13 protein-coding genes are annotated in these 12884 nt (G+C 72.3%); 5 read left to right on the forward strand and 8 right to left on the reverse strand.

The features are described 5' to 3' along the window. Nucleotides 1–75: 75 nt before the first annotated feature. Entirely contained in the window at nucleotides 76–1350 is a 1275-nt protein-coding gene (locus tag ACHAAC_RS11205) for an isochorismate synthase (protein ID WP_435716310.1), read from the forward strand. Nucleotides 1351–1555: 205 nt separating this feature from the next. Here the strand turns inward: ACHAAC_RS11205 and ACHAAC_RS11210 are convergent, their stop codons facing one another. The 4 genes from ACHAAC_RS11210 to ACHAAC_RS11225 are packed head-to-tail and all read right to left on the reverse strand — an operon-like array spanning nucleotide 1556 to nucleotide 7315. Further along, nucleotides 1556–3115 carry an aldehyde dehydrogenase family protein gene (locus tag ACHAAC_RS11210; RefSeq protein ID WP_435716311.1) on the reverse strand — a complete coding sequence of 520 codons (1560 nt, stop codon included), beginning with the start codon at nucleotides 3113–3115 and terminating at the stop codon, nucleotides 1556–1558. Next, complete coding sequence (locus ACHAAC_RS11215) at nucleotides 3112–4695, reverse strand: GMC family oxidoreductase (RefSeq protein ID WP_435716312.1); 1584 nt, start codon at nucleotides 4693–4695, stop codon at nucleotides 3112–3114. The genes ACHAAC_RS11210 and ACHAAC_RS11215 overlap by 4 nt, the downstream gene beginning before the upstream one ends. Nucleotides 4696–4734: 39 nt before the next feature. Continuing rightward, entirely contained in the window at nucleotides 4735–6360 is a 1626-nt protein-coding gene (gene menD / locus ACHAAC_RS11220; protein WP_435716313.1) for a 2-succinyl-5-enolpyruvyl-6-hydroxy-3-cyclohexene-1-carboxylate synthase, read from the reverse strand. Continuing rightward, on the reverse strand, nucleotides 6347–7315 hold the full coding sequence (locus ACHAAC_RS11225) for an o-succinylbenzoate synthase (protein ID WP_435716314.1): 969 nt from the start codon (nucleotides 7313–7315) through the stop codon (nucleotides 6347–6349). The genes menD and ACHAAC_RS11225 overlap by 14 nt, the downstream gene beginning before the upstream one ends. 249 nt (nucleotides 7316–7564) lie before the next feature. Here ACHAAC_RS11225 and ACHAAC_RS11230 point away from each other — a divergent pair, with 249 nt between their 5' ends. Continuing rightward, nucleotides 7565–8218 (forward strand): SDR family oxidoreductase, encoded by a 654-nt coding sequence (locus ACHAAC_RS11230; protein WP_435716315.1) that lies wholly within the window; start codon nucleotides 7565–7567, stop codon nucleotides 8216–8218. Nucleotides 8219–8313: 95 nt separating this feature from the next. On the opposite strand, the gene ACHAAC_RS11235 is transcribed toward ACHAAC_RS11230, so the two are convergent. Beyond that, nucleotides 8314–9357, reverse strand: coding sequence for an AMP-binding protein (locus ACHAAC_RS11235; protein ID WP_435716316.1), 1044 nt, complete (start codon nucleotides 9355–9357; stop codon nucleotides 8314–8316). Further along, nucleotides 9354–9545 (reverse strand): hypothetical protein, encoded by a 192-nt coding sequence (locus ACHAAC_RS11240; RefSeq protein WP_435716317.1) that lies wholly within the window; start codon nucleotides 9543–9545, stop codon nucleotides 9354–9356. The genes ACHAAC_RS11235 and ACHAAC_RS11240 overlap by 4 nt, the downstream gene beginning before the upstream one ends. A gap of 34 nt (nucleotides 9546–9579) precedes the next feature. Between ACHAAC_RS11240 and ACHAAC_RS11245 the strand changes: the two genes are divergently transcribed. Beyond that, the gene (locus tag ACHAAC_RS11245; protein WP_435716318.1) at nucleotides 9580–10485 is read left to right on the forward strand and encodes a 1,4-dihydroxy-2-naphthoate polyprenyltransferase; all 906 of its coding nucleotides are present in this window, start codon (nucleotides 9580–9582) and stop codon (nucleotides 10483–10485) included. A gap of 133 nt (nucleotides 10486–10618) precedes the next feature. Beyond that, the gene (locus ACHAAC_RS11250) at nucleotides 10619–11107 is read left to right on the forward strand and encodes a metallophosphoesterase family protein (protein WP_435716405.1); all 489 of its coding nucleotides are present in this window, start codon (nucleotides 10619–10621) and stop codon (nucleotides 11105–11107) included. On the opposite strand, the gene ACHAAC_RS11255 is transcribed toward ACHAAC_RS11250, so the two are convergent. Further along, entirely contained in the window at nucleotides 11100–12182 is a 1083-nt protein-coding gene (locus tag ACHAAC_RS11255) for a PLP-dependent cysteine synthase family protein (RefSeq protein WP_435716319.1), read from the reverse strand. The two genes, ACHAAC_RS11250 and ACHAAC_RS11255, sit on opposite strands and share 8 nt — an antisense overlap. Further along, complete coding sequence (locus ACHAAC_RS11260; protein WP_435716320.1) at nucleotides 12163–12429, reverse strand: DUF4229 domain-containing protein; 267 nt, start codon at nucleotides 12427–12429, stop codon at nucleotides 12163–12165. Before ACHAAC_RS11260 ends, ACHAAC_RS11255 begins: the two co-directional genes overlap by 20 nt. Nucleotides 12430–12579: 150 nt before the next feature. Between ACHAAC_RS11260 and ACHAAC_RS11265 the strand changes: the two genes are divergently transcribed. Beyond that, entirely contained in the window at nucleotides 12580–12837 is a 258-nt protein-coding gene (locus ACHAAC_RS11265) for a PLD nuclease N-terminal domain-containing protein (protein ID WP_435716321.1), read from the forward strand. Nucleotides 12838–12884: the final 47 nt, after the last annotated feature.

The following is a 12884-nucleotide window of genomic DNA, read 5'->3' on the forward strand; positions in this document are numbered from 1 at the left end:
CCACTGTGCCATGACGCACCGCGAGGTACCGACCGTGCCCGGTGCGGTGAAGGCTGCGAGAGTACCCTCGACCGGGTGAGCAGTCCCGTCGTCGACCCCTCCGGCACCCCTCGTGGCGCCGGATCGGCGGTCCCGCTGCTGGTGCGGACCCTGGAGGTCGAGGATCCCGGAGCACTGATCTCCCTGCTGCCCCGCGAGGACGCGGTGGCCTGGGTCCACCATGGCGACGGCCTGGTCGGCTGGGGGTGTGCCGCGTCCTACGAGACCGGGGACCACACCCGCTTCCGGGACGCCCACGCCTGGTGGCGCGAGGTCACCCGGCACAGCGTCGTGCGCGACGAGGTGGACGTCCCGGGCACGGGCCTGGTCGCCTTCGGCACGTTCACCTTCGACGCCGAGGCCGAGGGCAGTCGGCTCGTCGTGCCGGAGGTCCTCGTCGGTCGCCGCGACGGACGCTGCTGGGTGACGCTCATCGGCACCAGGATCACCTCACGACCCGAGCTGTCCAGCACCGGCCCGGCCGACGTTCCGCGCACCGCCGGCTTCCGGGACGGTGACGTCGACGCCGAGCAGTGGCTGGACATCGTGGCCGGCGCCGTGGCCCGGATCGCCGACGGCGACCTGGACAAGGTGGTCCTCGCGCGCGACCTCGTGGCCACCTTGGAGGAGCCGCTCGACGTGCGGGCCCCCCTCGCCCGGCTCGCCGACCACTACCCCGGGTGCTGGACGTTCCACGTCGACGGATTCTTCGGCTCCACCCCGGAGATGCTGGTGCGGCTCGAACGCGGCCTGGTCACCTCACGGGTGCTCGCAGGGACGATCCGACGGACGGGCGACGACACCCACGACCTCGCGCTCGCCGCCTCGCTCGCCCGCTCCAGCAAGGACCTGGAGGAGCACGAGTACGCCGTGCGCTCCGTGGCTGACGCCCTGATGCCCTACTGCACGAGCACCAACGTGCCCGAGGCGCCGTTCGTGCTGCACCTGCCCAACGTCATGCACCTGGCCACCGACGTCACCGGCGTGGTGGCCGGTGACGTGAGCGCGTTGATGCTCGCCGCGGCGCTGCACCCCTCGGCGGCCGTCGGCGGCACGCCACGCGAGGCCGCCATGGACCTGATTCGCGAGATCGAGGGCCTGGACCGTGGGCGGTACGCCGGGCCCGTGGGGTGGATCGGCGCGAGCGGCGACGGCGAGTTCGGCATCGCGCTGCGCTCGGCGCAGGTGGGCGAGGACGGCACCAGCGTGCGGCTGTTCGCCGGCTGCGGGATCGTCGCGGACTCCGTCCCTGACGAGGAGCTCGCCGAGTCCCGCGCCAAGCTCATCCCGGTGCGCGACGCCCTCTCCTAGCTGCTGAACCGGGCGCCCTCTTCGAGCCGCTTCACCTGTGATCGGTGCCTCAGCAACCGATAGCGGTCGTGATCAGTCGGATCGGTGCTTCAGCAACCTGAACGCGAGTCATTTCGTTGCTGAGGCACCGATCCGCGGCCCGGCCCCCATCGGTGCCTCAGCAACCAGGAGTCGTTTCCATCGTTGCTGATGCACCAATCCAGGGTCAGCGCAGGGTCTTCTTGCCCCCGTGCAGGAGGGTGACGATCAGGCCGAGCGCCTTCTCGGCCTTCTCGTCGCGCTGGAAGGACGTCAGGTTCAGCGGCGGCTTGAAGCGCTGACGCGTGATCGACTTGGCGTAGGTGAACTCCTTGAGGCCGTCGGCCCCGTGGATGCGACCGAAGCCGGACTCGCCCACGCCACCGAAGGGAAGCGACGGCACCCCGGCGAAGGCGATGACGGAGTTGACCGACGTCATGCCGGAGCGGACCTGCCGGGCGATCTCCATCCCGCGCTTCTTGGAGTAGACCGCCCCGGCCAGGCCGTAGCGCGTCGCGTTCGTGCGCTCGACGGCCTCCTCCATGCTGTCGACCGGGTTGATCGCGAGCGTCGGGCCGAACGTCTCGTCCGTCATCTCCGAGGAGCTCTCGGGCACGAACGTCAGGATGGTGGGCTGCACGAACCGCTCGCCGATGGCCTCGGGCCCGCCGAGGACGACCGTGGCGCCCTTGTCGAGGGCGTCCTGGACGTGGCTGCGGATGACGTCGACCTGCGACGGCATCGTGATCGGGCCGATCTGCGCTCCCGCACCACCGGCGCGCAAGCCGCGCGCCTGCTCGGTGATCTCGTCGACGAACTGGGCGAAGACGGCACGGTGCACGTAGACGCGCTCGGTGCCGATGCAGGTCTGGCCCGCGTTGCTCATGCCGCCCCACAGTGCCGCCTCGGCGGCCGCCGTGACGTCCGCGTCCTCATCGACGATGAGCGAGTCCTTGCCGCCGGCCTCGATCAGCACGGGCGTGAGCGTCTCGGCGCACGCGGCCATGACCTTCTTGCCGGTGGCACCGGAGCCGGTGAACGCCAGCTTGTCGACGCCGGAGGTGCACAGCGCGCTGCCGGTCTCCCCCAGGCCGGTGACGCACTGCAGCACGGCGCGACCGCCGACGACCTCCGCGAGGGTGTCGGCCAGCCACTGACCCACCCCCGGGGTGTACTCGCTGGGCTTGAACACGACGGTGTTGCCGGCGGCGAGGGCGTAGGCGATGGAGCCGACCGGCGTGAACACCGGGTAGTTCCACGGGCCGATGACCCCGACGACGCCGAGCGGCTTGTACTCCACGCTCGCCGCCTGGTTGGCCATGACGAGTCCGGCCGGGACGGAGGACGGACCGAGCACCTTCTTGGCGTTCTTGGCGGCCCAGGCGATGTGGTCGATGGCCAGCGACGCCTCGAGGGTGGCGTCACCGTGCGGCTTGCCGGTCTCGCGGTGGACCAGCTCGGCCAGCTGCGGCAGACGGCGCGTGATGACGCTGCGCCACGTCAGGAGATGGTCCGCGCGCTCGGCGAAGGACAGCCCACCCCACCAGCGGGCCGTCTCGCGCGCCCGCTCGACGGCGAGCGCCACGTCCTCGGGCGAACCGACCGGGTGGACGCCGACGACGTCGCCGGTGGCCGGGTCGAGCGACTCGAAGGTGTCGACGCCCTCGGCCGGCGGCGGAGCGCTGGAGATGGGGCGTCGCGGACCGGCGGCCGGGGCGGACGTGGGAGCGGGGATGGTGCTGGTCATCGGGACTCCTTCAGCAGGTCGGCGGCCTTCTCGCCGACCATGATCGTGGGGGCGTTGGTGTTGCCACGGGGGACGGCGGGAATGACGGACGCGTCCGCGACGCGCAGGCCATCGACGCCGCGGACCCGAAGGTCCGGGCCGACGACCGCGTCCTCGCCGGTGCCCATCGCGCACGTCGAGACCGGGTGGTAGAGCGTCTGGCCGAGCCGGCCGATGGTCTCGATGATCTGCTCGTCGGTCGGATCGAAGGTCTCGGGCTCCCACGGGGCGTCGACGTACTTGGCCAGCGGTCCCTGCTTGAGGATCTCGAACATGCCGCGGTAGCCGGAGATCATCGCCTCCAGGTCGGCGCGGTCGTCGAAGTAGCCCGCCTCGATCTCCGGGTGCCAGGTGGGGTCGGCCGAGCGCAGCCGGACGTGTCCGCGGCTCTGCACGCGCACGAGCGTGATGGCGGCGGTGAGGGCCCGCTGGGTCGGCTCGTGCAGGCCGTTGTCCCAGAAGCCGGTGGGGGCGAAGTGGATCTGGATGTCGGGAGCGTCCATGCCCTCGCGCGAGCCGAAGAAGGCGCCGGCCTCGGCGATGTTCGACGTCAGGGGCCCGCGGCCGAGCTTCTGGGCCTTGAGCATGTTGGGCAGGTCGAGGAACTCCGCGACGTCGCTGGTGTCCTTGGTGTGGGCGAGGATGCCGGAGACGGGGTGGTCCTGCAGGTTGCTCCCGACGCCGGGGAGATCGACGGCGACGTCGATGCCCATGTCGCGCAGGTGCGCCGCGGGGCCGATGCCGGAGACCATGAGCGTCTGGGGGCTGTTGACGGCTCCCCCGCTGAGCACGATCTCGGCGTCGGCCCGGGCCGAGTGCAGGGCGCCGTCGCGGCGGTAGGTGACCCCGACGGCGCGGGTGCCCTCGAGGTCGACCCGCGTCACGAACGCCTCGGTGCGTACGGTGAGGTTGGGCCGGCGCATCGCGGGGCGGATGTAGGCGTCGGCGATCGACCAGCGTCGGCCCTTGCGGCACGTGACCTGGTACAGGCCCGCGCCCTCCTGCTCGGCGCCGTTGAAGTCGTCGGTCGGCTTGTGGCCGGCCGCGACGGCGGCATCGACGAAGGCGTGGCTGAGCTCGTGGGTGAAGCGGCGGTCCTCCACGACGAGCGGTCCGTCGTTGCCGTGGAAGGAGTTGTGCAGCCGGGTGTTCCCCTCGGCGCGCTTGAAGTACGGCAGGACGTCCTCATAGCCCCAGCCGGTGGCGCCGTAGGCGTCGCGCCACTCGTCGTAGTCGGCGCGGTTGCCGCGGATGTAGATCATCGCGTTCATGGAGGAGCACCCGCCGAGCGCCTTCATGCGCGGCCAGTCGGCCCGTCGGCCACCGAGGTGCTTCTGCGCCGTCGTCTGGTAGCCCCAGTCCCACTTGGTCTTGAACAGGGTGGAGAAGGCCGCCGGGAGGTGGATCATGTCGTCGTCGTCCATCGGCCCGGCCTCGAGCAGCAGGACGGAGACGGCGGGGTCCTCGGTCAGCCGGGCAGCGACGACTCCGCCGGCACTGCCCGATCCGATGACGATGTAGTCGAAGCTCTCGGTGCCCATGGAACCCTCTCGGCGGTGGCGGTGATCGGCGTCACAAACCTACTCTCGGTATCCCAAGGCGTCCAACGCTCGCTGCCAGGACTCCTGGGAGGCCGTCGCTGCCGCCCGGACCGCGCCAGCGAGGTCACGTCGGGCCGCCCGAGGTACCGGGACCTCCAGCACCCGCAGGCCGGCGGCGGGCTCCTCCAGCGCCCCCGCGAGGTCGTCGGGCGACACTCGGCGGTGCGGGACGCCATGGGCCCGGCACAGGGCCTCGAGGTCGGCGCCGGTGGGCGTGGCGTAGACACGTTCGAAGGCCGAGGCGTACTCGCCGGCACCCTGCTCGAGGGTGGCAAAGATGCTGCCGCCGTCGTCGTTCACGACCACGACCGTGAGGTCGGGCCGAGGCTCCGCCGGTCCGATGAGCAGACCGCCCGCGCCGTGCAGGAACGTGAGGTCGCCCATGACGGCCAGCGCGGCACTGCCGGGACGTCGACGCTGCCGAGCCAGGGCTGCCCCGACCGCGCTGGATACCGTGCCGTCGATGCCGGCGAGCCCACGGTTGGCGATCACCAGGCGGTGCTCGCCCGCGGGGTACGGCCGAGCCACGAGGTCGAGGTCACGGATGGGGTGCGAGGACCCCACGAACAGCATGCCGCCCGGTGGTACGGCGGCGGCCAGCGTCCGGGCCACTCGCAGCGGGACGGCGTCGGGCCGGTCGCGCACGACCTCGTCCACGGCGCGTGTGAGGGCCGCGTCCGCGAGCCGCCACAGCCCGAGCCACGAGGCGTCGGAGGAGGCAGCGGCCTCGACGTCATCGGCGAACCGCACGTTCGGCCCCGGGACGTGCGGGAAGGTGGCGGGCGGGCCGAGATGGACCACGTCGACGTCGGATCGTGCCAGCAGCTGCGAGACCGGGCGCGACAACGTGGGGTGACCGACGCTGACGACCCGCTCGACGTGGTCGGCCAGCGGGGAGTCCAGCAGCAGCCGGCAGGACACGAGGGCCTCGCCGGTGCGGGCACCGGAGCTGGGCTCGGCGAGCAGCGGCCAGCGGGCGTCGCGAGCCAGGATGCGCGCGCGGGGCCCGGCGTCGTCGCCCGCGACGACCACGGTGCGCGGCCCGGGCTCCAGCGTGACCACGGTGCGCTCCCTGGCCGCCGACCCAGGTGCGGGGTCCGGGGCGAAGTGCCACTCCACGGGCTCGACCAGCGGCTCGTCGAGCTCGAGGTTGAGATGGACCGGTCCTCCGAGCACTGCCGGCACCTCGTCCACGTACGGCACCCCCGGGAAGATGCGGCGCTGGTCGGTGGTCTGGTTGGCCCCGGTCCCGCGCAGGTGTCCGGGCCGGTCCGCCGTCACGGCCACGACGGGAACGTCCGCGTGCAGGGCCTCGAGCATCGCGGGGTGCAGGTTGGCGACCGCCGTGCCCGACGTCGTCACGACCGGCACGGGTGCGCCGGAGGCCTTGGCCAGGCCGAGCGCGAGGAAGCCCGCCTCCCGCTCGTCGACGCGCACGTGCAGGCGCAGGAGGCCGTCGGCGTCGGCCGCGTGCAGCGCGAGCGCGATCGGCCCCGACCTGGACCCGGGGGCGAGCACCGCCTCCGTGGCACCGAGGCCGACCATGCGCTCCACCAGGCTGCGGGCCACGGCGACGGAGCTGCGGTCGCGCTCAGCGCCGGGCATCGCGAGTCTCCTCCTGCTCGAGCATCGCGGTGACCTCGGCGAGACGGTGGTGCCACCGCTCGACCGTGGCCGGCGGGGGCGCGACACCCGCGAGCGCGTCGGGGTCGATGGCGAGCCGGCCGGCGGGGAGCAGACCGCCGACGGGCACGAGCGGCCGGGCGACGACGTCGGCGTCGAGCAGTGAGGTCGTGGCCAGACCGCACGCGTGGGGGAGATCGGGCAGCGCGGCAGCCAGGGCGAGGCCCGCCGCGAGCCCGATCGACGTCTCGACGGCGCTGGAGACGACGACGGGCAGCTCGATCTGCTCGGCGATGCGCAGGCAGGCGTGGACCCCACCGAGCGGCTGCACCTTCAGCACCGCGATGTCCGCGGCCTCGAGGTCGCGGACGCGGTAGGGGTCGTCGGCGCGTCGGATGGATTCGTCCGCGGCGACCTTGACGGCGACCCGTCGCCGCAGGGCCGCGAGGTCCTCGACCGCGGCGCACGGCTGCTCGACGTACTCCAGACCGACGGCGGCGTCGAGGGCGGTGACGGCTCGCTCGGCCTCCTCCAGCGTCCATCCCCCGTTGGCATCGACGCGGACGTGGCCGTCGGGGCCGATGGCCTCGCGGACGGCCGCCACCCGGGCGAGGTCGTGGGTCAGGTCCTGTCCCGGCTCGGCCACCTTGACCTTGGCTGTCCTGCACCCGGACCGCTCGACGATGTCGCGGGCGACGTCGGGATCCACGGCGGGCACGGTGCAGTTGACCGGCACCTGCTCGCGGCGCGGCTCGGGCCACGGGCGACTCGCGGAGTCCAGGGCAGCCCGCAGCCACGGGAGGCACTCGGCGGTGTCGTAGTCGAGGAAGGGGCTGAACTCCGCCCACCCGGCGGAGCCCTCCAGCAGCACGCCCTCACGTCGCTCGATGCCGCGGAACCTCATCGGCATCGGGATCGAGAACGGGACGGTGCGCACGCCCCGACCCTAGTCGCCGACGGCCCGGCCGACGGGTCGCGGCGGGGTCCCTGCTGGTTCCCATGTCGACATGGGAACCAGCACTGCTGCACGGGAATCTTCCATCTGCACGGGTTGCAACCCGTGCAAACGGCAGAAAGCCGTGCAGATGGACTCGGATCGCGTCACACACGGACCCGCTCAGCCGGGGAGGCCTGGCGGCCCCGGCCCCGACCAGCGGGCTCACCACCGTCGTGCCACGGTGGAGGCATGACCCAGATCGCCATCGTCGGAGGCCACGGACAGATCGCTCGGGAGCTCATCCCGCGCCTTGTCGCCGCTGGCCACACCCCAGTCGCCCTCGTCCGCAACGACTCGCAGGTCGCGACCGTGGAGAAGCTCGGTGCCACCGCCCGGCGTCTCGACATCGAGGCCGAGGAGGCCGGGGCCTTCGCCGCCGCGTTCGAGGGCTGCCACGCCGTGGTCTTCGCCGCGGGGGGCGGGCCCGACGGCAACATCGAGCGCAAGCGCACCGTCGACCTCGAGGGCTCCCTCAAGTCGATCGACGGTGCCAAGCAGGCAGGCATCGCCCGCTTCGTCCAGATCTCGGCCATCGGGGTCGACCTGCCGCTGCCCGAGGACGCCGACCCGGTGTGGCAGGCCTACGTCGAGGCCAAGCGCGACGCCGACGCCGCGCTGCGAGGCTCCGGCCTGGACTGGACCATCCTGCGTCCGGGCATGCTCACCGACGACGAGCCCACCGGCGAGGTCACGGTGGCCGAGTCGGCGCAGCGGGGCGAGATCCCCCGTGGCGACGTCGCCGCCGTGGCAGCCGAGGTCCTGGACTCCGGGAACGGCATCGGCCGCCAGTGGGACGTCGTGGGCGGCAGCGCGTCGGTCGCCGACGCCGTCTCTTCCGCCTGACACATCGCAATCTGACACCTCGCAATCTGACACCTCGCAATTTGTGAGCCCCTGCACCCGAACCTGACCCACGAGGCCGATTCGGGTGCAGGGGCTCACAAATCTTGGGAGGCGCGGGTGCGGAGCGAGAGCCGGTCGACCTTGCCGCCGGGCAGGAGCGGCAGGGTGTCGACGAGCTCCAGCTGCCGCGGCGCCCAGCGCCGGTCCAGGCCGAGCCCCTCGAGCTCGTCGCGCACCGCGTCGAGACCCAAGCCGTCCAGGCACACGGCGTCCGAGGGCACGACGAACGCCACCACGCGCGACCCCCACTCCGCGTCATCAGCTCCGACGACGGCAGCGTCCCCGACCCCGGCGACCTGGCGCAGCGTCCGTTCCACCACCGGCAGTGCGACGTTGACGCCTCCGCTCACCACGACGTCGTCGACCCGGCCGGTGATGCCCAGGACGCCGTCGGGCCCGAGCGTGCCGAGGTCGGCCGTCGCGAACCACTCCCCCGTGAACGGCACCTCGCCGTACCCACTGAAGAGCGTCGGGCCCGCCACGAGCACCTGGCCGCCCTCGTCGACACGGACCCGGACGCCGTCCAGCGGCACGCCGTCGTAGACGCAGCCTCCACACGTCTCGCTCATGCCGTACGTCCGCACCACCGGGACGCCGGCTGCACGGGCCCTCTCGAGCAGCCCGGGGTCGATCCCCGCGCCACCGACGAGCAGGGCGTCCAGGCGCGCGAGCAGACCGAGGCGGCCCTCCCGGTCGAGCCGGTGCAGCTGCGTCGGCACGAGCGAGGCGTAGGTCCGCCCGCCCCCCGCGGCGAGCACGTCCAGGGCGGCGGTGAGGTCGGGGTGCTCGTCCAGCACGACGGGATCACTTCCGGCGAGCAGCGAGCGCACGAGCACCTGCAGGCCTGCCACGCCCGCCGTAGGCAGCGCCAGCAACCAACGCCCCGGCCCACCGAGCCGCTCCTGCGTCGCGCGGGCCGATGCCAGCACGGCCGCGTGGGACAGCACGACGTCCTTGGGCTCACCGGTGCTGCCGGAGGTCCGCACGACGAGCGGCTCGCCACCCTCGGCAACCCACGGGGCCAGCGCCCGCAGCAGCGCCCGAGGGTCTCCCCCGACGGGCCGCAGCGACGCGCTCACAGGTCGTCGTCGGTGATCGGCTCCTCCGGCTCACGGACGGGCCGCGACTGGTAGAGCGCTGCGGCAGCCAGGATGAGCGCCGCGACGCCGCACAGGATCCGCAGCGCTGCCTCGGACTCCGAGAGCGCGAGGTAGCCCATCACCGCGGTCAGTGCCACCAGCACGAAGGGGAACGGTGGCTGCTTCATGGAACCACCCTACGGCGGTGGCACACTGAGCGTCGTGCCTGCCGACCACGCTCCCGCCCGCGCGAACCTGTCCCAGTGGGTCGAGGGAGCGCGGCCCCGAACCCTCCCGGCGGCCGTCGCCCCGGTCCTCGCGGGCACCGGCGCGGCCGTCCACGCCGAGGGCTTCGTGTGGTGGAAGGCCCTGCTCGCGCTCGGCGTCTCCCTCGCGCTGCAGGTCGGCGTCAACTACGCCAACGACTACTCCGACGGCATCCGCGGCACGGACGACGATCGGGTCGGCCCGCTGCGTCTCGTGGGCTCCGGGCTCGCGTCTCCCGGCGCGGTGCGGAGCGCCGCGCTGGGGTTCCTGGCCCTCGGCGGCCTGCTCGGTCTCGCGCTCGCCGCGACGACCACCTGGTGGCTGCTCCTGGTGGGTGTCGCTGCCCTCGGAGCCGCCTGGACGTACACCGGCGGCGCCAAGCCGTACGGCTATCGTGCCCTCGGCGAGGTCAGCGTCTTCCTGTTCTTCGGACTGGTTGCCGTCCTCGGCACGACGTACGTGCAGCTCGAGCGGGTCACGGCGACGTCGCTCGCGGCCGCGGTCGGCGTGGGAGCGCTGGCGTGCGCGATCCTCGTCGCCAACAACCTGCGCGACATCCCCACGGACGTCGTCGCCGGCAAGCGCACCCTCGCGGTGGTGCTGGGCGACGCCGGTTCACGACGGTTCTTCCTCGTGCTCGTGGTGCTGGCCGCGCTCGCGCTCGTCGCGGCCGCGCTGGCGTCGACGCCGTGGGCGCTGCTGGGCGTCATCGGCCTCCCGCTCGCCCTGCGCGCGACGCAGGTCGTGCTCTCCGGCGCCGACGGCGCGACGCTCATCCCCGTGCTGCGTGACGTCGGCCTCGCCGAGCTGCTCTACGCCGCCGGCCTCGCCGCGGGCCTGGTCGTCGCCACCGTCGCATGAGCGAGCGCCAGCTGGGGGTCCCCCCGCGAGTCCTACGAGCAGGGGGCGTGAACAATCAGCACCTCATGCGAGCACGCTCCTACCGTGGTTCTTCTGAGGACGTGATCGCATCAGCCGTCTGCACGTCGGTCTGATCTCCGACACTCACGCACCGCGGTTCTGGAAGGGCATGCCGGTCCGGGTCGCCGAGGAGCTCACCGGCGTCGACGTCATCCTGCACGCCGGTGACGTCTGCGAGCCCGGCGTCCTCGACGAGCTCGCCGCCCTCGCCCCGCTGCACGTGGTGGCGGGGAACAACGACGGGCCCGACGTCGAGGCCTGGGGTGCTCCGCACACGCTCGAGCTGGAGCTCGCCGGCGTCCACGTCGCGATGATCCACGACTCCGGTGCGAAGCAGGGGCGACTCGCGAGGATGCGGCGGCGCTTCCCCATGGCCGACGTCGTCGTGTTCGGTCACTCCCACATCCCCCTGACCGAGCAGGACGACGACCTGCTGATCGTCAACCCCGGCTCCCCCACCGACAAGCGTCGTCAGCCACACGGAACGGTCGGCCATCTCGTTCTCACCGACGGCCCGGGGGGCGGCACCGTGGAGTCGGTGCGGATCGTGCCGGTCAGCTGAGCGCGAGCTCGCCGGAGCGCTCGTACTCGCGCAGCGCCGCGGCGTAGGGCGCGATGTCCAGGCCGTGCTCGGACAGCCAGCCGTCGTCGTAGTAGGTGCTCACGTACCGCTCCCCGCCGTCGCACAACAAGGTGACGATGCTGCCGTCGGTACCGTCGCGGCGCATCCTCTCGGCCACCTGAAGCGCGGCCCACACGTTGGTGCCGGTCGAGCCGCCCACGGCGCGACCGAGCCGGTCGCTCACCCAGCGCATGGTTGCGATCGAGGCGGCGTCGGGGACGCGCAGCATGTCGTCGATGACCCCGCCGACGAACGACGGCTCGACGCGGGGCCGGCCGATGCCCTCGATCCGCGAGGAGCGGCCGGTCACGACGTCCGAGCGGTCCTCCCGCCAGCCGTCCAGGAACGCCGAGCCCTCCGGGTCGGCCACCAGTAGCCTCGTGGCGAAGCGGCGGTAGCGGACGTAGCGCCCGATGGTCGCGGAGGTCCCGCCGGTGCCCGCGCTCACGACGATCCACGTCGGGCACGGGTGCGGCTCGCGTGACATCTGCTCGAAGATGGACTCGGCGATGTTGTTGTTGCCCCGCCAGTCCGTGGCCCGCTCGGCGTAGGTGAACTGGTCCATGTAGTGGCCGCCGCAGTCGTCGGCGATCCGCCGGGCCTCGTCGTAGACCTGCCCGGCCTCGTCGACGAAGTGGCAGCGGCCACCGTGCCACTCGATCAGTGAGACCTTCTCGCGACTCGTCGTCGACGGCATGACCGCCACGAACGGCAGCCCCACGAGCCGCGCGAAGTAGGCCTCGCTGACGGCCGTGGAGCCGCTGGAGGCCTCGACGATCGTGCTGTCCGGGCCGATCCATCCGTTGCACAGAGCGTGCAGGAACAGCGACCGGGCCAGCCGGTGCTTCAGGCTTCCGGTCGGGTGGACCGACTCGTCCTTGAGGTAGAGGTCGACTCCGGGAGTCGCGATCTCCAGGGAGTGCAGGTGGGTGTCGGCGCTGCGGTTCGCGTCGGCGTCGACCCGCCGGATCGCCTCGTCGATCCAGGCCCGGTGGTCAGTCGACGTCTTCGGCACGACGGGACTCCTCGACCTTCTGGCTCATCCGCTCGGCGCGCTCCTGGACGCGGTCGGCGATCTGGCCTCGCAGGTCCGCGAGCGCGAACACGGAGATGATCGAGGAGAGGACGAGCGCCACCAGCAGGACCACGAGGTTGGTGAGCGTCCCGAACTCCAGGAAGAACTGCCCGACGCCCCACAGCAGGACGTAGGTGAGCAGGAAGATGCCCAGGCGGGCGAGGGTGAACTTCGCCACGAGACTCATGCGATCACACCCTGTGAGGAAGCATCCTCAGAGCGTGCCCACAGGAGATGTCCCTCGGTCTGCCGCTGACGCTCGCTCATGCCCCGAGCCTACTGGTCTCGATGGCGAGCATGCCCGGCCAGTCTTGCCCGTCGGCGGTAACGTTGGCCCATGGGCAAGGCACTGATCGTGATCGTGGCCGTCGTGCTGCTGGTCTACGCATTCTTCGACCTGCTCGCGACCCCTGCGACCCAGGTACGGGTCGTGCCGAAGCTCGTGTGGTTCGTGCTCGTGGTCATGCTGCCCTTCCTCGGCCCGCTGCTGTGGATCTTCTTCGGTGCGCAGCGTCAGCGCGGCACGCCGCCGCCCAGGCGCCGTCCCGGCGGCTTCGGCCCCGACGACGACCCGGACTACCTGCGCGGCCTCTGAGCCGGGCGCACGGCGCACCCCACCGAACCCGCCCGCGTCGAGGCGAT

This window comes from Aeromicrobium sp. CF4.19 (genome assembly GCF_051262555.1).
Taxonomy (GTDB): domain Bacteria; phylum Actinomycetota; class Actinomycetes; order Propionibacteriales; family Nocardioidaceae; genus Aeromicrobium.